Genomic DNA, 17,987 nt, shown 5'->3' on the forward strand with positions numbered 1-17,987 from the left:
TGATAGATTGGGCCGGGTGAGGCGGTCGGACGAATTCACCCTGGAATGCGTGTCAAATTAGATCGCCCTGCCCCGGGTGTCAACCAAGCTAGACAACAACCCGGGGTATAGTTGAGCTTTATCGTGTTGTCAGTTCAAGTGGAGACCTGTCTTGAAAGGAATTACCCGAACCTTCCTCACCGGCCTGGCGGCCATTCTGCCACTCCTGGTCACCATCGTCCTGCTGTTATGGCTGGGCAACACCCTGGAAAACCTGCTGGGCGCGGTACTGCAGTGGGTATTGCCCGACATTCTCTATTTCCCGGGCCTGGGGCTCGTCACCGGACTGGGCCTGATCTTCGTGCTGGGACTCCTGATGCGGGCCTATGTGGTGCAGGGGATCTTCAACTGGGTGGAAGGCTGGATGCAGCGCATCCCGGTGGTGAAGACCATTCACGGCACGGTGCGGGACGTGACCCGGCTCTTTTCCAGCGACATCCAGAAGCGCTTCGGTGAGGCGGTGCTGGTCACCCTGCCGGGGCTGGAAGGCAAGCTGGTGGGATTCGTCACCCGGGAGGATTTTACCGGACTGCCCGACAACCTGGGCGGCAAAGGGATGATCGCCGTCTACCTGCCCATGAGCTATCAGATCGGCGGCTACACCCTGATGTTGCCGCGGGAGCGGGTGGAACCGCTGGATCTGTCCCTGGAAGATGCCATGCGCTATACCCTCACCGCCGGTGTCTCAGCCCACAAGAACGATGACTGATCCTGCACACTCCCGCTGCCGGCGCTATCTCAAGGTGCCCTGGAACCCGTCCTGGAACACCCTCAGGGCAGCCACCCCAAGGCCTTCCGCCAGACGGGTGAACAGATCCTGGCGCCGGGTGAAGTCCACGATCCGCTCCTCGCCGACCACCTCCCGGGCGACATAACCGGCACTGCCCAGGCCGTCGATCAGACCCAGCTCAACGCCTTCCTCGCCGGTCCAGATCAGGCCGGTGAAGAGGCGGGGATCATCCGCCAGCCGATCGCCACGACCGGTCTTCACCGCCTCCACGAATTGCATGTGGATGCGATCCAGCATGGCCTGGACATGGGCCTTTTCATCCGCCTGCACGGGCATGAAGGGATCCAGCAGCCCCTTATTGCCGCCCGCCGTCATCAGACGGCGTTCGATGCCGAGGCGGTCGATGGCGTCCACAAAGCCGAAGCTGTCCATGCGCACCCCGATGGAACCGATGATGCTGGCCCTGTCGGCATAGATCCGGTCCGCGGAAACGGCCACATAGTAGCCACCGGAAGCCCCCACATCGGAGATCACCGCATAGAGCGGGATATCGGGATGCTGCTCCCGCAGGTGCCGGATGGCGTCATTGATGTAACCGGCCTGTACCGGACTGCCGCCCGGGCTGTTGATGCGCAGGATCACCGCCACGGTATTGCGGTTCTCGAAGGCGGCCCGCAAGCCCCTCACCACCAGGTCGGCACTGGCGGCACTCCCCTCGGCAATGATGCCCTGGACATCCACCAAGGCGGTGTGGGGCGCCTTGCGATCCGCGTCCCGGCCCGGCATGGAGTCCATCACCGCAAACAGGATGAAGAAGAGATAGGCAAAGCCCAGCAGTTTGAAAAAGATGCCCCAGCGGCGGGCGGCGCGACGCTCCTTGACGCCCGCCAGGGCAATCTCGCGCAGCGCCTCCCGCTCCCAATTCTCCGGGGCGGAACGGCGCTGGCCGTCATCGGGATCCATTGAAGCATTCATCGGTTGAAGTATCCTTGATTGCACATGATGTTTTCGACCACAGGCCCTATGAGGACCGCCCCTGGCACCGGCGCTTCAGCCACTCCGGCAATTGCGCCACCCCTTCCAGCAGGCCCCTGGGGGCATGGGATTGCAGTTCCCGGGCGGAATGGACACCGGAGGTGACACCCAGGGCGTCGGTACCGGCATTGCGGGCCATCAGCAGATCGTGAGTGCTGTCGCCGATCATCAATGTCCGCGCCGGCATGACGCCCAGCTCGTCCATGATGCCCAGCAACATCTGGGGATGGGGCTTGGAGAGTGTCTCGTCCGCGCAACGGGTCGTCAGAAAGCGAGGCCCCAGGCCCGTTTCCTCCAGCACCCGATCCAGTCCCATCCGTGACTTGCCGGTGGCCACGGCACACCAGTATCCCTGTCCACGCAGGTCATCCAGCAGTTCCGGCACACCCGCAAACAGGGGCATGGGGGTGTCGTCGGTGAACAGGAACCGTTCCCGATAGGCCTGGGTGAAGGCATGGAACAGATCCTCGTCCGCGTCCGGATAGAGCTGCAGGATGGCTTCCCGCATGCCCAGGCCGATCACGTGACGCAGACGCTGTTCCGGCAACGGGGCAATACCCAGGACCTCGATGGTGGACTGCATACAGGTCACAATGCGCGCCACCGAATCCATCAGGGTGCCGTCCCAGTCGAAGACCAGCAGTTGATAGGGGTTTTCAGATGTCACGGGGAAAAGACCTCAATCCAGCGATGCAAGCCGCTTCAGCACCTGCGCCAGCTCCGGTTCCAGCGGGGCTTCGACGGCATAGGTGCGGCCGCTGCCCGGCAGCGTGAAATGCAGGGCACGGGCATGCAGAAATTGGCGCCTGAGCCCCAGTGTCTTCAACCGGCGATTGAACTCGAAATCACCGTAGTGCCGATCGCCCGCCACCGGATATCCCTCATGGGCGGCGTGCACACGGATCTGATGGGTTCGCCCCGTGCCGATACGGATATCCATCAGGGTGGCTTGGTCAAAACGCCGCACCGGGATGAACAGGCTGTCCGCGTCACGGCCCTCCTCCTCATCCACCTGTACCAGACGGATGCCACCGCGACGGACATTACGGGCCAGACCCGCGTTCACCCGACGCTCCCCCCCCGGCCACCGCCCCGCCAGCAGGGCCAGGTAGATCTTGTCGATCCCACCGCCACGCAGAAGTTCATGAAAGGCCAGCAACGCCTGGCGGTTGCGGGCCAGAACCAGGCAGCCGCTGGTCTCCCGGTCAAGGCGATGGGCCAGTTCCAGGAAGGGCTCGCCACGGCCCATCTTGCGCAAGGCCTCGATGACCCCCAAGGCCACGCCACTGCCCCCATGCACCGGCAGACCGGCGGGCTTGTTGATCACCAGCAGGTCGTCGTCTTCCAGCAGCACCGACCGTTCCAGCAGATCCACCAGCCCCGGGGGTAGCGGCCGGTCGTCCTGACGCGGCTCACTGCGGCTGACCGGCGGAATCCTTACACTATCCCCGGTCACAACCCGGTAATCGGGCTTGGCGCGGCCCTTGTTGACTCGCACCTCACCCTTGCGCAGCAGCCGGTAGACCCGGGTACGAGGCACGCCCTTGAGATGGCGCAGGAGGAAATTGTCCAGGCGCTGTCCGGCATCGGCCGCGCTGACCTGGACGTGGACAACCGTCGAAGGGCTGGATTCGGGGCTTTTGGACATCATCGAATAATAACAGGTCACTCAAAGGTTTGATGGAATTTTACCGGATTGCTATCATGACGTGTCGCGCTGGGTTGACTCGGCAGATATCGGAGCGGCCCCCGCAGCCTCGTGGTTGCCGCAAACCCTCCCGAATCGCCCACCTCCCGCGACCGACAGAACACCAAACGGAGAATGCCTGCCCAGAGGGCATGTGTCGTTCCCCGTCATGGATATCCACGCTCTAGAAAAAAGATCCTTTTGAATATTCTGAGCGGTTTTTTGGACAATCTTGCCCCCACGCCCCCATGCCCTGCACATGCGGGCGTCGTGCTCCCATGGCTGTTCGCATGCGCCCTGATGATCGGCGGCGCGCGCCCCCTCCATGCAGCACCGCCGACGCCGTGTGACCGCCGGGGCGTGGCCGGGCATTGCACCCGAGACACACTTCATGAAACGAATCCTAGTCAATGCCACGCAGCCGGAAGAGCTGCGTGTGGCCATGGTGGACGGCCAGAAACTCTACGATCTGGACATCGAACTGCCTTCCCGCGAACAGAAAAAGGCCAACGTCTACAAGGGTGTCGTCACCCGCGTCGAACCCAGCCTTGAAGCCGCCTTCGTCAACTATGGTTCGGAGCGCCACGGCTTCCTGCCCTTCAAGGAAATTGCCCGCGGCTATCTGAACCAGCCCGACAGCCCCGAAGCCTCGCCGAAAACCTCCCTCAAGGAGGGCATGGAACTCATCGTCCAGGTGGAAAAAGAGGAACGGGGCAACAAGGGCGCCGCCCTGACCACCTTCGTCAGCCTGGCAGGGCGTTATCTGGTGCTCATGCCGAACAACCCCCGGGCCGGCGGCGTGTCACGCCGCATCGAGGGCGAGGAACGCAGCGAGATCCGCGAATCCCTGGCCCAACTGGACGTCCCTCAGGGCATGGGCCTGATCGCCCGCACCGCCGGTGTCGGCCGCACCGTGGAAGAACTGCAGTGGGATCTGGAATACCTCAAGACCCTCTGGAACTCCATCGCCGAGGCTGCCGAAAGCCGCAAGGCCCCGTTCCTGATCTACCAGGAAAGCAACGTGATCATCCGTACCCTGCGGGATCACATGCGTAACGACATCGCCGAAGTCATCATCGATGATGCCAAGGTCTTCGGTCAGGCGCGGGATTTCGTCCAGCAGGTGATGCCCAACAGTCTGCGCAAGCTCAAGCTCTACGAAGATCATGTCCCCCTCTTCAACCGCTATCAGATCGAAAGCCAGATCGAAGCCGCTTTCCAGCGGGAGGTGACACTGCCCTCCGGCGGTGCCATCGTCATCGACCACACCGAGGCGCTGATCTCCATCGACGTCAACTCCGCCCGCGCCACCAAGGGCAGCGACATCGAGGAAACCGCCCTCAACACCAACCTGGAAGCCGCCGAGGAGATTGCCAGGCAACTGCGCCTGCGGGACTTGGGCGGCCTGATCGTCATCGATTTCATCGACATGGCCCCCAACAAGAACCAGCGCGAGGTGGAAAACCGTCTACGCTCGGCTCTGGAAATGGACCGGGCCAGGGTCCAGGTGGGACGCATCTCCCGCTTCGGCCTGCTGGAGATGTCCCGCCAGCGCCTACGTCCCTCCCTGGGAGAATCCAGCCAGATCGTCTGTCCCCGCTGCAATGGTCACGGCCATATCCGCAGCGTGGAGTCGCTGTCCCTGTCCGTGCTGCGACTGGTGGAAGAAGAGGCCATGAAGGAGAAAACCGGACGCGTGCTGGCTCACCTGCCGGTGGATGTGGCCACCTTCCTGCTGAACGAAAAAAGGGACGTGATCTCCACCATCGAGAGCCGTTACAAAGTGGACATCACCCTGGTGCCCACTCCCAACATGCTGACGCCCCATTTCACGGTACGGCGCATGCGCGGCGAGGAAGTGACGGAAGAACTCGAAGGCAAGAGCAGCTATCAGATCCTGACCGAAGATGAACCGGAACTGGTGAATCAGACCCGCAAGAGCCGGCTGGAGAAGGCGCTGGTGCAGACCATTGCCCCCTCGGCCCCGGTGCAACCGGACATGCAGCCCCGGGCTAGGCCACTCGCCCCTCAGGATCGCCGTGGTGTCTCTCCGGTGTCCCTGCCCGGCCTGTTCAGCCGCATCTGGAGCAGCCTGTTCTCCAATGAAGAGCGCCCGGTGGCGCCGCAGGCCACGCCACCTCGCCCGGCGCAACGCAGTCAATCTGTCCGCGGCTCTGAGTCACAGGGCGGCCAGGCCCACGGCGAACACGCTGACAGCGGCACGCCTCCCGCTCGGCGTGAGCGCCAGCCCCAGGAGAGTGATGCCGAGACGGGCAGGGGACGCTCTCGTCGCAACCCCCGTTCCCGCCGTGGTCGGGATACGGGCAACGATGAGCGCTCGCGCGGCAATGGCGGTCAGCGCCCGGAATCGTCCAGGCGCGTCGAAGAATCCGACGCCGGCAAAACCGTGGAATCCAGAGCGGCCGAGACACCATCGGCGGCCACCGTCGAGGAATCCCGCCCGAGCGAAACCACCCAGCCCCCAGCTCAGGAGCGTCGGGACCGGGACGGTGCCACCGGTAGCGGCACCCGCAGCCGGGGACGCCGTGGTGGGCGCCGTCGTCGCCGCGGCACAGGCTCGGGTGATGAGACGCGCGGCGCGGAAAACAATCGTCAGGGCGATGCTCAGACCACCACGGAGCCGACACAGGAAGGCCGCAAGGCGCCTTCCGACGGTGCGGAGCAACGTTCCGGAGAGGGTGAGGACAGCCGCGCCAGGGATCGGCGCCCGCGTCAGGCAGAAACCGGAGCGACCACGCCCAAAACAGAGCAACCCGGACAGGAATCCCCGGTAGCCGCACCCCCCGCCGACCCTGACCACCGGCTGCCCCCGCCGCCGGCGGCCAAGCCCTTGGTCGTCTCGACGGAACCCCAGTCTGCCGGGCAACCGGCACCCAAGGTGGAGCTGGCCCGTGAGGCTGCCCAGCCCACCCAGGAGAAGGCGTCACCGGTAAAGGAGACCGCAGGGGAGAAGGATCTGCAGGCCGCCCCCTCGGCCAAGCCGGACGAGGGTGGCAAGGGCGTGGCGGAAGACGCCCGGGAACCCCGTCGCTCGGGTTCCGTCAAGGCCCAGAGACCGGCCGGCAATCGCCGCGGGGAAGGCCGACGCACGACGGCCGGCACCAGCAAGGAAGAGGCCGCCAGGACGGCGAAGGAACATGCCGGCACGGTCGCTACTGCCACCGCTCCGGAACCATCGGCCGCGACTGACAAATCCGCGCCCACCGACAAACCGGCGCCCGCCGGTCCGGTGAACAACGGCAAGGAAACACCGACGACGGACAGCGGCAAGGGCCAGGAAACGACGGATCGCTGACGGCGAGGCCCGATCCGCCACCCGGGCCGGGGGGACTACCCCCGGCCCTTCAACGGAAGATCGTGAGCCTGACAGAGGTGCAACAACAATCCTCTTGAAGCGTCTTCCACCATGTCCATGACCCGCTCAAAGCCGGTGGAACCACCATAGTAAGGGTCCGGCACCTCCCGCTCGGACCAGTGGTTGCCGAACTCCATGAACAGGGACAGACGCATGCCGGGACGCCCCTCGCCCATCAGGCGGACGTTCTCCAGATTGTCCCGGTCCATTACCATCACGTAATCAAACCGTTCCAGATCCGCGCGCTCGATGCGCCGAGCCCGTTGCCCGGACAGGTCAATCCCCCGAGCCTGGGCCGTGCGCCGCGCCCGCTCGTCCGGTGGCTCGCCCACGTGATAGGCATGGGTCCCCGCGGAATCCACATGAAGCAGATCCGCAAGACCGGCCTGTGCCACATGATGTTCGAAGACACCCTGAGCCATGGGGGATCGGCAAATATTCCCCATGCAAACGAACAGGACATTCACTTTCATCTTGAAATCTCCGTCAACAGGCCCGGATTGCCTGCGCCGCTGAAACCATTTCTTGATCATTCATCATCCATCCCGACACTCTCCAGGCACGTTGCCAGGGCGCATCGACGCAGGCTATGGTTAGACCATCCATGGAAACTTCCGCTCCCCAGCTGATTCGTCTCCCACCTGCCGACCTGCAGGCCGGCACGCTGAGCAATCTCCTGCAACGCCTACAGACCGGACAGATCCTCCAGGCCAGGGTTCTGACCGGCAGTCTGAATGCAGGAGATGCCGTCCAGTTACGGCTGGCGGGTGAAACCCTGGCACTGCGCCTGCCGGTGGTCGTGCGCGCCGGGGATAGCCTGCGGATGCAGGTCACCGCCGTCAACCCCAGACTGGAACTGTCCCTGCTGCGGGAAGCATCGTCGCCACAACCCTCCACACCGCAATCTCCGCTGCAGTCCGCGCCACACTCTCCATCGCCGAATACGCCGCAGGCAATCCTGCCGACCTTGCTCCGACAATGGGTGCCCCAGCAGTCGGGACAGGCTCCCCTGCTGGCAAGCCTGCATGCATTGAACCAGCCGGGACAGGCCGGTGCCGCCGGGATTCCCGAACCGCTGACCCAGGCCTTGCAACGTCTGTGGCAGGCCCTGCCCACCCCCTCACACATTGCCACCCCGGAAGGTCTGCGCCAGGTGATGCTGGGGTCGGGCCTGTTCTACGAAGCCCGGCTTGCTCACCCCGCACCTTCGGCGCGCACGGATCTCCCCCAGGACCTGAAGGCACGCCTGCTGTCCCTGGCCGAACAACTGCGCGCCCTGCCCCTGCAGCCGCGCACCTCGTTGCCCCGGGGCGGCCAAGTGACGGCGGACCTGCCGCCGCCCTTGCCCAACACCTTACCGACCGCCCAGCCTCGCGCTCCGGCGGCCGCCGGTACCGCACTCCTGCCCGCCCCTCTGTTGCTGGACGCACTGCGCCAGCAGGTGGAGCGATCCCTGGCCAGACTGGTGATCCACCAGCTTTCGTCCACGGAAAAACCGGACGAGGTTTCTCAGCCACGGTGGCTGCTGGAACTGGCCCTGCGCGCAGAACAGGGGGTCGACATCGTCCATATGCGTCTGGAACGGGAGGCTCGCCAAGGTCACGGGGATGATGCCCGTGAACATGCCTGGAAGGCGGATCTGGCCCTGGATCTGCCGGAACTGGGACCGGTGCATGTCAGGATCGTAGTCCGGGGACAGGATGTCAGCACCCACTTCCGGGTCGGCTCGGAAGAGACACGTCGACGCCTTGAAGACGCGCTACCCCGGCTCAAGGACAACCTGGAAGCCAGGAATCTTCAGGTTCACAGCCTGAACTGCCGCACCGGAACACCCCCGGAACCCTCGCCCACCGCCGCGGACGGCCCCTGGATCGACAGCCACGCCTGATGAAGACACCCATCGAACACAAGCAGGGCCGGCGGCAGGCAATTGCGTTGCACTACGGCGGCAGCGGCGCCCCACGCCTGACGGCCAAGGGTGAAGGGGAGCTGGCGGAGCGGATACTGGACATCGCCAGGGCCCATGATGTGCCCGTTCATCGGGATGCCGCCCTGAGCATGACCCTTTCCCGCGTCCCCCTGGGTGAGGAGATTCCGGAAAATCTCTATGTGGCGGTGGCGGAAGTCCTGGCCTTCATCTACCTGCTCAGCGGCAGGACGCCCGCCGATGCCGGCAGACATCAGGACACGGACTGATCGCGATGCATGGCCAGCAGCAGTTCCGCCTCCCCCGATGAGAGCCCGCAACTGGCCACTAGGTCATCCCGGGTCGCCCCCTGTCTGACCATGCGCATGGCCTGCCGGTAAGGGCCTTCGTCCACATCGCGCATGAGCACCTGTTCCTGCTGCTCCGCCAGACGCCGCAGTTGCTGATCCACCTTCTTGCGATAAGCCTCGAACTGCTGTTCCTCGCTGTGCAGCGCACTGAGTGCGCCCCTCAGGGCCAGCACGGAGGTTTCCTGCAGGCTCAGGCGCTTGCGCACGCCATCCAGTTGGTGCTTGAGCCAGAAACAGGCCGCGGCACTTGCCATGGCAATCAGCAAGGCCAGGGTCATGACGATGTAAGGAATCATGCGTATTCGTCTATGTGGTTGGGGTCATCATCCCGGTCAGACCTGCGCGGCGGCCCGGAGGGCGGCTTGCCGTCATCCTGACTCTCGTCGTCCGCATCGCCTTCCGGTCGCTTGCGACGGGGCGGAGAACGGGGAAACCGCCCCCGCTCGTCCCCTTCCTCGGGCACGGGGCGCCCCGGCACCAGTGGGTGGGCAGGCGGAATCGGGAGATCTGCGGCCATGGCGTGCCTCCGGAAAAGAAGGTCATCCCTCTTAAAGGGTTGCCACCTCGGCCCACTCATCATCGGTGAGCAGCTTGTTGAGGTCAACCACGATGGTCAGCTCGCCGTCACGACTGGCCACGCCCTGGATGTACTTGGAGCTTTCATCGTTGCCCACGTTCGGAGCCGGCTCCACATCCCGGGCCGCCAGCTCGATGACTTCGGCCACGCTGTCCACCATGATGCCCACCACCTGTCCACCCACCTCGATGATGACGATCCTGGAGGCATCATCGGACTCCTTGTCCATCAGCCCCATGCGACGACGGGCATCAATCACCGTGACCACATTGCCGCGCAGGTTGATGATACCGAGCACATAATGGGGTGCCCCGGGTACCGGCGCGATCTCCGTCACCCGCAGCACTTCCTGCACCTGCATGACGTTGATGGCATAGGTCTCCTCCGCAAGCCGGAAGGTGACGTACTGAGTGGCAGCTGCCGCCTGGGATTCTTTTGCCATGAAATGAAACCTCTGTTCGGGCCGGGTGCATCATGTCATGTGACCGGCAATGGATCTTGATATTGGAATTCAGGCTGCAGGAAATGCCTTCAGCCCCAGGTCCCCTGTTCCAGGCTCCGGGCCAGATAATCCGCATCCAGTATCGCACACAGATGCTTGATCACCGTGCCGGAGAGCCAGGGCCGCTTGCCGCTGGGCGAACGCCAGCGCACCAGCTCGGGAGACAGGGTCAGGGTCTCTTCCACCCGGTCACAGACCAGTCCCCAGCGCCCCTCGTCGATGAGGATCAGGTTGCCGGGAGGCGGCCTTTGCGCCAGACGATCCGGTGGCAGTACATGGGGGCTGATATCCACCACCTTCACCTTGCGGCCATGGTGCTCCGTCAGTCCCAGAAACAGGGCACTGTGGCCGGGCATGGGGGTAATGTCCCTGGGCATCGCCAGAATGCCGGTCAGTTTGACCAGTGGAATCGCCAGCGTCACACCGCCCAGCCGGAACAGCAGACACTGAAAGGGCTTCCGTGCCCAGGCCGGGGGGTGATCCTGCACCGGTGCCGTCGGGGGCGGCGGCGGTGCGACAGGTACCGGCTTGATCGGGGTCACCAGGGCGCGTGCCGGGGCGGCGGGCGCGGGCTTGACGACGGCCGGCGGTACCTCCGGCGCGGACGGCCGTGGCGTGACTTCCGCAATTTCCTGCAGCAGGTCATCCAGATAGGCGGTGAGTGCCTGGGGTTCATCCACCACCGTGATCCGTTGCTTGCGCGCCTCCGGCCTGTCATCCCGCTGGTTCATGATGCGGCCCTTTGACGAAAGTCGTCCTGTCCCAGTAGGCTCGCCAGCAGGCGTGCGTAGGCTTCCGTCCCCCGGGCGTCCGGCGCCATGATGGGCAGGGGCATGCCGGCAATGGCCGCTTCCCTGAACTTGGTATCCACCGTGATCACGCCTTGCCAGAGGCAGTCGCTGTAATTGTCACGCAGCTCCCACAGCGCCTGGGTGGAGGCGCGGGTACGGCGATCGAACAGGGTGGGTACCACCACGTATTCCAGGCTGTCCTTGCGGGAACGCTGGATCATCTTCAATGTCTGCAGCATGCGGTCCAGCCCGCGAATGGCCAGATATTCCGTCTGTACCGGGATAAGCAGCTTGCTGCAGGCCGCCAGTGCATTCACCATCAACACCCCCAGCATGGGCGGACAATCCAGCAGGACGTATTCAAAGCGCCCCTGGAGTCCCTGGATCGCCCGTTTGATGACCAGCCCCATGCCTTCCCGGGTCCCCAGCTGACGATCCAGCGTGGCCTGGGCCGTCGATGCGGGCAGGATGTACAGGTGATCGAAGCGGGTGGCGCGTACCGCCCCGGCCGCCTGGATCGGCCGGCCTTCCGCGGCCTGGTGAAACAGGCTGTAGACGCCGCCGGTCGCGCCTTCCGGATCACCGCCGAAATAAGCGGTCAGGGAACCGTGCGGGTCCAGGTCCACCAGCAGGGTCTCATGCCCCCTGGCTGCCAGCAGCCCGCCCAGGGATACCGTGGAGGTGGTCTTGCCCACCCCCCCCTTCTGATTGGCGACAGCCCATACTACGGTCATGGCTGATCCTCCAAAGTACGTCGTCCCTGGTGCAACAGTATCTGGATATCCTCGCGCAGCATCTCCGGCGGGGCACCCTCTCCCATGCCGGGACGACGCCCCGCCAGCACCACGATGTTGACACGACGATTCCGCAGACGCCCTTCCGGTGTCGCATTGTCGGCCTTGGGGCGGTATTCACCGAATCCGATGGCCGCCATCTGCTCCGGATCCACCCCGTTGCGGGCAAACAGGTTGACCACGGTGGCGGCCCGCCCGGATGACAGCTCCCAATTGGAAGGATAGACCGGCGTGCTGATGGGTATATTGTCGGTATGACCTTCCACATGGATGCGCGCGGGAAACTGGGCCAGGATGGCGGCCAGTCTCTCCAGTATCGGCACCGCTTCCGATGCCAGTTCGGCACTGCCGCTGGCGAACAGGATGCTGGTATTGATCTGGACCTCGATCCAGAGTCGATCCCGTCCTACCTCGATCAGGCCTGCCTCGATCAATGGCGCCATGGCCACCTCGATCTGGTCCGCCATGGCATTTATGCCCTCGATGGCTACCGACAGTCCGTCCAGATCCATGTCCACCAGAATCTCTTCCAGGCTGCGGGTCATCTGCCCCAGTTCCGCGGGAGAGGTGATGGGCGGCGGCTCCACCACGGAAGGACGTGGTGAGCGGGTCAGATCACCCACCTGAACCGGTTCGATGGTTCTGGGGGTAGCCCTGAAGGCCTCGACCAGAGACTCGGAAAGGATCCGGTACTTACCTTCGTTGAGCGACGAGATCGCATACATCACCACGAAGAAGGCCAACAGGAGGGTCAGCAGATCCGCATAGGGGATCGCCCAGGCCTCGTGATTGACATGATCCTCGTGTTTTTTGCGACGTCTCGACATGACAGGCTTCCAGCAACCTCCTCAGAGCCGCGGCCATGGTGCATGGCCCAACGGATCAGTGCAGATACCCCTGCAGTTTGGTTTCGATATTGCGCGGGTTCTCACCCTCGGCAATGGAGATGATTCCTTCAATGATCATTTCCCGATAAGACCCCTGATTCTGGATGATGGCCTTGAGCTTGTTGGCCACGGGCAGGAAAAACAGGTTGGCCGAGGCAATCCCGTAGATGGTGGCCACAAAGGCCGCCGCGATGCCGGCACCCAGGCGACTGGGATCGGCCAGGTTCTGCATCACTGCCATCAGGCCCATCACCGCGCCGATGATGCCCATGGTCGGTGCATAGATGCCCATGCTTTCATAGACCTTGGCGGCCTGGGTGTGAAAATCTTCACGGGTCTGGCTGTCCACCTCCAGAATCGTGCGGATGGTCTCGGGCTCCGTGCCGTCCACCAACAGCTGCAGGCCCTTGCGGGCGAACGGGTCTTCCTCGGTTTCCGCCAGCGACTCAAGCCCCAGCAGGCCCTCCTTGCGGGCCACCTGACTCCAGCCGATGATCCGCTCGATGATCGCCTCCGGATCCAGACGCGGCGGCATGAAGGCCCAAGGCAGGATCTTCATGGACTGCAGGAACACCGCCGGCCGGGCCTGGATCAGGGCGGCGGCGATGGTACCGATCACCACAATCACGAACGCGGCCAGATTCCACAGAGCTGCCAGGCCACTGCCCTTGGCAATGGTGCCACCGAAAATGGCCACCAGGGCCAGCAGTACACCGATCAGCGTCAGGATATCCATGAGTCAGCTCCCCTCCGCCAGCAACCTGCCGATCTGAGAGAGCGGCAGAATCCGATCCGCAAGCCCCGCATCCACCACCGCGGCCGGCATGCCGTACACCACGCAGCTCTCCTCATCCTGGGCCCAGATCTTCGAACCGCAGCGTTTCAGGAGTCGCGCTCCCTCCCGACCGTCGGCACCCATGCCGGTCATGATGATGGCCAGGGCATCGCCGCGAAACACCGCGGCAGCGGAATTGAAAGTGACATCCACGCTGGGGCGATAGTGTTGCTCGGGTGAACTGTCGGTGATCCTGATCCGTTGCTGGCCTGAACGGGCCTCCACCAGCATCTGCCTGCCGCCGGGGGCCAGCAGGGCCAGTCCCGGGGCCAGCACATCGCCGTCGGCCGCTTCCTTGACCCGGATCCGGCACAGCTGATCCAGGCGCTGAGCGAAGGCCGGCGTGAAGGTGCCCGGCATATGCTGCACCAACAACAACGGAAGTGGAAAATGGGCGGGCAGTTCGGACAGCACCTTCTGCAGTGCCAAAGGCCCTCCCGTGGAGGTCCCGATAAGAACCACCCGAAAATCCCTGAGCTGGATCGGGGTGCGATCCGGGACGCTCCTGGCCGATCGGGGTACCGGCGTACCGGCAGGCGGCACGACCATCACCGGCCTGCCCGACAGTGGCGGCGCCGGCGTCACGCGAGAAGCGGCGCCGGATGGCGAGGCAACCGCCGTGGTTGAGGTCGTAGGCCGGGAGAAGCGCCGCCGACCCACTGCCTTGACACGCCGTCGCAGCACTTCCTTGGCGTGCTCCTGGTCACGGGCAATCTCCTCGAATTTCTTCGGCAGGAAATCCACCGCCCCGGCCTCCAGGGCATCCAGGGTGGCCTTGGCCCCTTCGGTGGTGATGGAGGAAAACATCAGGATCGGCACCGGATGACGGGCCATGATGCGCTTGACGGCGGTGATGCCGTCCATCACCGGCATCTCGATATCCATGGTGATCACGTCCGGACCCAGACTGGCGGCCAGTTCCACCGCCTCCTGGCCGTTGCCGGCAGTCCCCACCACCTCAATGGACGGATCGGCATTCAGGATTTCCACGATGCGACGCCGGAAGAATCCGGAATCGTCCACCACCAGAACGCGAACCGCCATCAAGTCTCTCCGTCTTTTCCAGGTCATGGGCCCTCGCGTCCGAGTCGATCGGGATGATGCGAGAGCAGGTCAGATCAATGCCTTCTGGCGTAATTCTTCAAAAGCCCAGGCACGTCAAGAATCAGCGCAATGCCACCATCACCGGTGATGGTCGCCCCCGCCAGACCGGGAACGCCGTGCAGCATGTTGCCCAGGGGCTTGATGACCACCTCTTCCTGGCCGATCAGGCTGTCCACCACGAAGCCCACGCGCTGATTACCGCTGAACACCACCACCACATGCCCCATGCCCCGGTATTCATCGCTGCTGCCGGGCACAAGCCACCGCCGCAGATAGTAAAGCGGCAGGGAGCGATTACGCACCATGATGACCTCCTGGTCATCCACGCGGTTGGTCCGGGACAGATCCAGGTCGAAAATTTCACTCACATTGGCCAACGGCAACGCAAAACGCTGCCGGCCCAGCACCACCATCAAGGTGGGCAGAATGGCCAGGGTCAGCGGCAGACGGATGCTCAGGGTACTGCCCTTGCCCAGTTCGGAAGTGACTTCCACCCGCCCATTGAGCTGGGCAATCCGGGTCTTGACCACATCCATGCCGACACCGCGACCGGAGACGTCGGAAATTTCGGTCTTGGTGGAAAAGCCCGCCCTGAAGATGAGATTGAAGGCATCGTGATCGGAAAGCCGTGATGCCGCATCTTCATCCATCAGTCCCTTTTCCACCGCCTTCCCGCGCAACACCTCCGGGTCCATGCCCTTGCCGTCATCGGAGATGGTCAGCAGGATATGATCACCCTCCTGGGCTGCGGACAGGACCACGTGACCGGCACGGGGCTTACCGGCGGCCAGGCGCTCCTCCGGCGACTCGATGCCGTGATCGACCGCATTTCGCACCAGATGCACCAGGGGGTCGGCCAGGGCCTCCACCAGGTTCTTGTCAAGATCGGTGTCCTCCCCCCACAGTTCCAGATTGACCTCCTTTTTCAGGCTGCGGGCCAGATCCCGGACCACCCGGGGAAAACGCCCGAACACCTTCTTGATCGGCTGCATCCGGGTCTTCATCACCGCGGCCTGCAGATCCGCCGTGACCACGTCCAGGTTGGTCACGGCCTTGGATACCTGTTCATCCCGCATCCGGGAGCGCAGGGTCGCCAGGCGGTTGCGCACCAGCACCAGTTCCCCCACCAGATTCATGATGTCATCCAGACGCTTGGTATCCACCCGGACCGAGGTATCAGCCAGAGCGGCGGGCTTGGCTCCCTTGTCGACACCACCGACCGGCGTCTCCGTCGGCGGCGCAGGCCTGGCAGCGGACGGCGCCGGAGCGGCGGGTGTCACGGGTTTGGGCGCCGCCCCCTTGCCATGGAGATTATCCAGCAGGTTTTCAAACTCATCATCGGTGATGATGTCCCCCGCCCCCTGGGAGGATGCCGGCTGGGCAGAGGCCGCCCCCGGCTTTCTGCCCTGCAGCGCATCCAGGAGTTGGTCAAACTCTTCATCACTGATGGTGTCACCCTCGGCCCGATGCGTGCCGGCGGACATCGGCGATGGTACGGCGGCGGCGGGCGACGGTTGCGGGCCGCCATTCTGCTTCTGATCCTGCAGAGCGTCCAAAAGGGCTTCAAACTCATCATCCGTAATGTCCCCCTGCAACTCCCCCGATGCCGATGCCGGTGCGGGCGGAGGCTCGGGTGCCGCGGGGATCGCTGGAGGGGGCGGCGGTGCCGATGCCTCCTCTTCTCCCTCGGGTAGCGTCAGGGGTTCCAAGGCAGCCATCAGCGGGTCCGGCGCGGGCGCCGGCTGCGTGCCGGAACGCACCTCGTCGAACATCCGATTCAGCACATCAACCACCTGAAGGATGATATCCATCAGGTTGCTGTCCACATGGCGCTGGCCCTGGCGCAGCAGGTTGAAGACATCCTCGGCGCGATGGCAGATCTTGACCAGGTTGTCCAGACTCAGGAACCCGGCTCCGCCCTTGATGGTGTGAAAGCTGCGAAAGACCGCATTGAGCAGGTCCTTGTCATCGGGGGTCTGTTCCAGCTGCACCAGCTGCTCACTGAGACCCTCCAGCAATTCGCCGGCCTCAACCAGAAAGTCCTGCAGGATTTCGTCGTCGGTATCCAGACTCATGTCCGTCTCTCACGCCCGGTGCAAACGCACCCTGATATTCCGGTTTGGCGGCCGGAGCGGCGAAATCTGAAACCGGCGGGTGCTCCGATGACAGGCCCGGCCTTAAAATCCAAGACTGGACAACAGGTCATCCACATCATCCTGGCTTTTCACCACGTCACCATGATCCGAGGTCCCCTTGACCGCGGGACCCGTCGGCTGAACCCCCGCGTCCCTGTCCTTGCCCTCCGGCGTGGACAGGCGCTTGCCGGAAATCCGCACCAGCCCCACCAGGTTATCCTCCAGATCCTGCACCAGGGTCATGACGCGACGAATGACCTGCCCCGTCAGATCCTGGAAATCCTGGGCCATCAGCACTTCCGACAGCTGACTGCGCAGGGTTTCCGCGTCCCGTTCCGTATCCTGGAGAAAGTCGGCCAGGGCCTGACTCACCGATCGGAACTCGTCCACGGTCATTTCCCGCTGGCGAAAACGGGCCCAGTCGGCCCCGAGTATCCGTGCCCGATTTGCCAGTGCCTCGGAAACCGGCAATGCCGCCTCCACGGCATTGAGGGTGCGATGGGCCGCCTGATCGGTCATGGCAACCACGTAGTTGAGGCGTTCCTTGGCATCGGGAATATCCTGGTGTGTCAGCTCGGAGAGCCGGGAATCCAGACGGAAACTGTTCAGAGCCTCGTGCAGATCACGGGTCAGCTTGCCCAGCTCCTGGAACAGCAGGCTCTCGTGCATGCGACCCATTTCCTCGATGAGACGCCCCGCCCCTTCCTCGTCCCCCGACTCCATGAGCGTGACCAGCTCCCGGGCGCGTTCCAGCTGCTGCTGTCTGAACAGGGCTTCTTTGCTGTCTTCCTGGTTCTCCATGACGTTGTTCACCCTTTTTCCTGAAGCCGCTCGAAGATCTTGTTGATCTTCTCCTTCAGGGTTTCCGCGGTGAAAGGCTTGACGATATAGCCATTGACGCCGGCCTGGGCCGCTTCAACAATCTGCTCTCGCTTGGCTTCCGCCGTCACCATCAGGACGGGCATGTCCTTGAGGCGGGGATCGGCACGCACAGCCCGCAGCAGATCAATGCCGGGCATGCCGGGCATGTTCCAGTCGGTGACCAGGAAGTCATAGTTACCGTTCTGCAGCATGGGCAGCGCAGTGCTGCCGTCATCAGCCTCGGCGGTATTGTTGTATCCAAGATCCCGCAGCAAATTCTTGATAATGCGGCGCATCGTGGAAAAATCATCCACGATGAGGATCTTCATGTTCTTGTCCACAATAACCTCCCGATTA

At 63.7% G+C, this 17,987-nt stretch carries 19 protein-coding genes; 4 read left to right on the plus strand and 15 right to left on the minus strand.

The window, feature by feature from the left end; translation table 11 throughout:
- Positions 1 to 151: 151 nt before the first annotated feature.
- Positions 152 to 748, plus strand: a complete 597-nt coding sequence (locus tag ACLF6L_RS08655) for a DUF502 domain-containing protein (protein WP_238618044.1) — start codon at positions 152 to 154, stop codon at positions 746 to 748.
- A gap of 24 nt (positions 749 to 772) precedes the next feature.
- Here ACLF6L_RS08655 and ACLF6L_RS08660 read toward each other — a convergent pair whose 3' ends face one another.
- The 3 genes from ACLF6L_RS08660 to ACLF6L_RS08670 are packed head-to-tail and all read right to left on the minus strand — an operon-like array spanning position 773 to position 3,455.
- Positions 773 to 1,744, minus strand: coding sequence for a S49 family peptidase (locus tag ACLF6L_RS08660; protein ID WP_040405131.1), 972 nt, complete (start codon positions 1,742 to 1,744; stop codon positions 773 to 775).
- 46 nt (positions 1,745 to 1,790) lie between these two features.
- Entirely contained in the window at positions 1,791 to 2,471 is a 681-nt protein-coding gene (locus ACLF6L_RS08665; protein WP_412851455.1) for an HAD family hydrolase, read from the minus strand.
- A gap of 12 nt (positions 2,472 to 2,483) precedes the next feature.
- The gene (locus tag ACLF6L_RS08670) at positions 2,484 to 3,455 is read right to left on the minus strand and encodes an RluA family pseudouridine synthase (RefSeq protein ID WP_412851456.1); all 972 of its coding nucleotides are present in this window, start codon (positions 3,453 to 3,455) and stop codon (positions 2,484 to 2,486) included.
- A 427-nt stretch (positions 3,456 to 3,882) separates the two neighbouring features.
- Between ACLF6L_RS08670 and ACLF6L_RS08675 the strand changes: the two genes are divergently transcribed.
- On the plus strand, positions 3,883 to 6,807 hold the full coding sequence (locus tag ACLF6L_RS08675; protein WP_412851457.1) for an Rne/Rng family ribonuclease: 2,925 nt from the start codon (positions 3,883 to 3,885) through the stop codon (positions 6,805 to 6,807).
- Between the two features lie 35 nt (positions 6,808 to 6,842).
- On the opposite strand, the gene ACLF6L_RS08680 is transcribed toward ACLF6L_RS08675, so the two are convergent.
- Positions 6,843 to 7,340, minus strand: a complete 498-nt coding sequence (locus ACLF6L_RS08680) for a low molecular weight protein-tyrosine-phosphatase (RefSeq protein WP_238618048.1) — start codon at positions 7,338 to 7,340, stop codon at positions 6,843 to 6,845.
- A 131-nt stretch (positions 7,341 to 7,471) separates the two neighbouring features.
- Between ACLF6L_RS08680 and ACLF6L_RS08685 the strand changes: the two genes are divergently transcribed.
- Both ACLF6L_RS08685 and ACLF6L_RS08690 read left to right on the plus strand, forming a co-directional pair.
- Entirely contained in the window at positions 7,472 to 8,755 is a 1,284-nt protein-coding gene (locus tag ACLF6L_RS08685) for a flagellar hook-length control protein FliK (RefSeq protein WP_238618049.1), read from the plus strand.
- Positions 8,755 to 9,063, plus strand: coding sequence for an EscU/YscU/HrcU family type III secretion system export apparatus switch protein (locus ACLF6L_RS08690; protein WP_238618050.1), 309 nt, complete (start codon positions 8,755 to 8,757; stop codon positions 9,061 to 9,063). Before ACLF6L_RS08685 ends, ACLF6L_RS08690 begins: the two co-directional genes overlap by 1 nt.
- On the opposite strand, the gene ACLF6L_RS08695 is transcribed toward ACLF6L_RS08690, so the two are convergent.
- From ACLF6L_RS08695 to cheY, 11 genes are all read right to left on the minus strand, one after another.
- Complete coding sequence (locus ACLF6L_RS08695; RefSeq protein ID WP_238618051.1) at positions 9,048 to 9,440, minus strand: DUF2802 domain-containing protein; 393 nt, start codon at positions 9,438 to 9,440, stop codon at positions 9,048 to 9,050. The two genes, ACLF6L_RS08690 and ACLF6L_RS08695, sit on opposite strands and share 16 nt — an antisense overlap.
- Positions 9,437 to 9,661 carry a hypothetical protein gene (locus ACLF6L_RS08700; RefSeq protein ID WP_083838765.1) on the minus strand — a complete coding sequence of 75 codons (225 nt, stop codon included), beginning with the start codon at positions 9,659 to 9,661 and terminating at the stop codon, positions 9,437 to 9,439. Before ACLF6L_RS08700 ends, ACLF6L_RS08695 begins: the two co-directional genes overlap by 4 nt.
- A 31-nt stretch (positions 9,662 to 9,692) precedes the next feature.
- Positions 9,693 to 10,163, minus strand: coding sequence for a chemotaxis protein CheW (locus ACLF6L_RS08705; protein WP_238618053.1), 471 nt, complete (start codon positions 10,161 to 10,163; stop codon positions 9,693 to 9,695).
- A gap of 89 nt (positions 10,164 to 10,252) precedes the next feature.
- Positions 10,253 to 10,954: a chemotaxis protein CheW gene (locus ACLF6L_RS08710; RefSeq protein ID WP_412851458.1), complete on the minus strand. Its 702-nt coding sequence runs from the start codon at positions 10,952 to 10,954 to the stop codon at positions 10,253 to 10,255.
- On the minus strand, positions 10,951 to 11,748 hold the full coding sequence (locus ACLF6L_RS08715; protein WP_238618055.1) for a ParA family protein: 798 nt from the start codon (positions 11,746 to 11,748) through the stop codon (positions 10,951 to 10,953). Before ACLF6L_RS08715 ends, ACLF6L_RS08710 begins: the two co-directional genes overlap by 4 nt.
- Complete coding sequence (gene motD / locus ACLF6L_RS08720) at positions 11,745 to 12,635, minus strand: flagellar motor protein MotD (protein WP_238618056.1); 891 nt, start codon at positions 12,633 to 12,635, stop codon at positions 11,745 to 11,747. The genes ACLF6L_RS08715 and motD overlap by 4 nt, the downstream gene beginning before the upstream one ends.
- A gap of 55 nt (positions 12,636 to 12,690) precedes the next feature.
- The gene (locus tag ACLF6L_RS08725) at positions 12,691 to 13,431 is read right to left on the minus strand and encodes a flagellar motor protein (RefSeq protein WP_238618057.1); all 741 of its coding nucleotides are present in this window, start codon (positions 13,429 to 13,431) and stop codon (positions 12,691 to 12,693) included.
- A 3-nt stretch (positions 13,432 to 13,434) separates the two neighbouring features.
- Entirely contained in the window at positions 13,435 to 14,574 is a 1,140-nt protein-coding gene (locus tag ACLF6L_RS08730) for a protein-glutamate methylesterase/protein-glutamine glutaminase (protein ID WP_238618058.1), read from the minus strand.
- A 74-nt stretch (positions 14,575 to 14,648) separates the two neighbouring features.
- The gene (locus tag ACLF6L_RS08735) at positions 14,649 to 16,709 is read right to left on the minus strand and encodes a chemotaxis protein CheA (protein ID WP_412851459.1); all 2,061 of its coding nucleotides are present in this window, start codon (positions 16,707 to 16,709) and stop codon (positions 14,649 to 14,651) included.
- 102 nt (positions 16,710 to 16,811) lie between these two features.
- On the minus strand, positions 16,812 to 17,570 hold the full coding sequence (locus ACLF6L_RS08740) for a protein phosphatase CheZ (protein ID WP_238618106.1): 759 nt from the start codon (positions 17,568 to 17,570) through the stop codon (positions 16,812 to 16,814).
- Positions 17,571 to 17,578: 8 nt separating this feature from the next.
- Positions 17,579 to 17,971 (minus strand): chemotaxis response regulator CheY, encoded by a 393-nt coding sequence (gene cheY / locus ACLF6L_RS08745; RefSeq protein WP_412851460.1) that lies wholly within the window; start codon positions 17,969 to 17,971, stop codon positions 17,579 to 17,581.
- Positions 17,972 to 17,987 lie beyond the last annotated feature (16 nt).

It is taken from the genome of Ectothiorhodospira shaposhnikovii (genome assembly GCF_047222355.1).
In the GTDB taxonomy this organism is placed as follows: domain Bacteria; phylum Pseudomonadota; class Gammaproteobacteria; order Ectothiorhodospirales; family Ectothiorhodospiraceae; genus Ectothiorhodospira.

Coding starts and splice junctions, on each gene's coding strand:
- ACLF6L_RS08660 (WP_040405131.1), bottom strand. CDS start 1,744: ATGAATGCTTCAATGGATCCCGATGACGGCCAGCGCCGTTCCGCCCCG.
- ACLF6L_RS08670 (WP_412851456.1), bottom strand. CDS start 3,455: ATGATGTCCAAAAGCCCCGAATCCAGCCCTTCGACGGTTGTCCACGTC.
- ACLF6L_RS08675 (WP_412851457.1), top strand. CDS start 3,883: ATGAAACGAATCCTAGTCAATGCCACGCAGCCGGAAGAGCTGCGTGTG.
- ACLF6L_RS08680 (WP_238618048.1), bottom strand. CDS start 7,340: ATGAAAGTGAATGTCCTGTTCGTTTGCATGGGGAATATTTGCCGATCC.
- ACLF6L_RS08685 (WP_238618049.1), top strand. CDS start 7,472: ATGGAAACTTCCGCTCCCCAGCTGATTCGTCTCCCACCTGCCGACCTG.
- ACLF6L_RS08690 (WP_238618050.1), top strand. CDS start 8,755: ATGAAGACACCCATCGAACACAAGCAGGGCCGGCGGCAGGCAATTGCG.
- ACLF6L_RS08695 (WP_238618051.1), bottom strand. CDS start 9,440: ATGATTCCTTACATCGTCATGACCCTGGCCTTGCTGATTGCCATGGCA.
- ACLF6L_RS08700 (WP_083838765.1), bottom strand. CDS start 9,661: ATGGCCGCAGATCTCCCGATTCCGCCTGCCCACCCACTGGTGCCGGGG.
- ACLF6L_RS08705 (WP_238618053.1), bottom strand. CDS start 10,163: ATGGCAAAAGAATCCCAGGCGGCAGCTGCCACTCAGTACGTCACCTTC.
- ACLF6L_RS08710 (WP_412851458.1), bottom strand. CDS start 10,954: ATGAACCAGCGGGATGACAGGCCGGAGGCGCGCAAGCAACGGATCACG.
- ACLF6L_RS08715 (WP_238618055.1), bottom strand. CDS start 11,748: ATGACCGTAGTATGGGCTGTCGCCAATCAGAAGGGGGGGGTGGGCAAG.
- motD (WP_238618056.1), bottom strand. CDS start 12,635: ATGTCGAGACGTCGCAAAAAACACGAGGATCATGTCAATCACGAGGCC.
- ACLF6L_RS08725 (WP_238618057.1), bottom strand. CDS start 13,431: ATGGATATCCTGACGCTGATCGGTGTACTGCTGGCCCTGGTGGCCATT.
- ACLF6L_RS08730 (WP_238618058.1), bottom strand. CDS start 14,574: ATGGCGGTTCGCGTTCTGGTGGTGGACGATTCCGGATTCTTCCGGCGT.
- ACLF6L_RS08735 (WP_412851459.1), bottom strand. CDS start 16,709: ATGAGTCTGGATACCGACGACGAAATCCTGCAGGACTTTCTGGTTGAG.
- ACLF6L_RS08740 (WP_238618106.1), bottom strand. CDS start 17,570: ATGGAGAACCAGGAAGACAGCAAAGAAGCCCTGTTCAGACAGCAGCAG.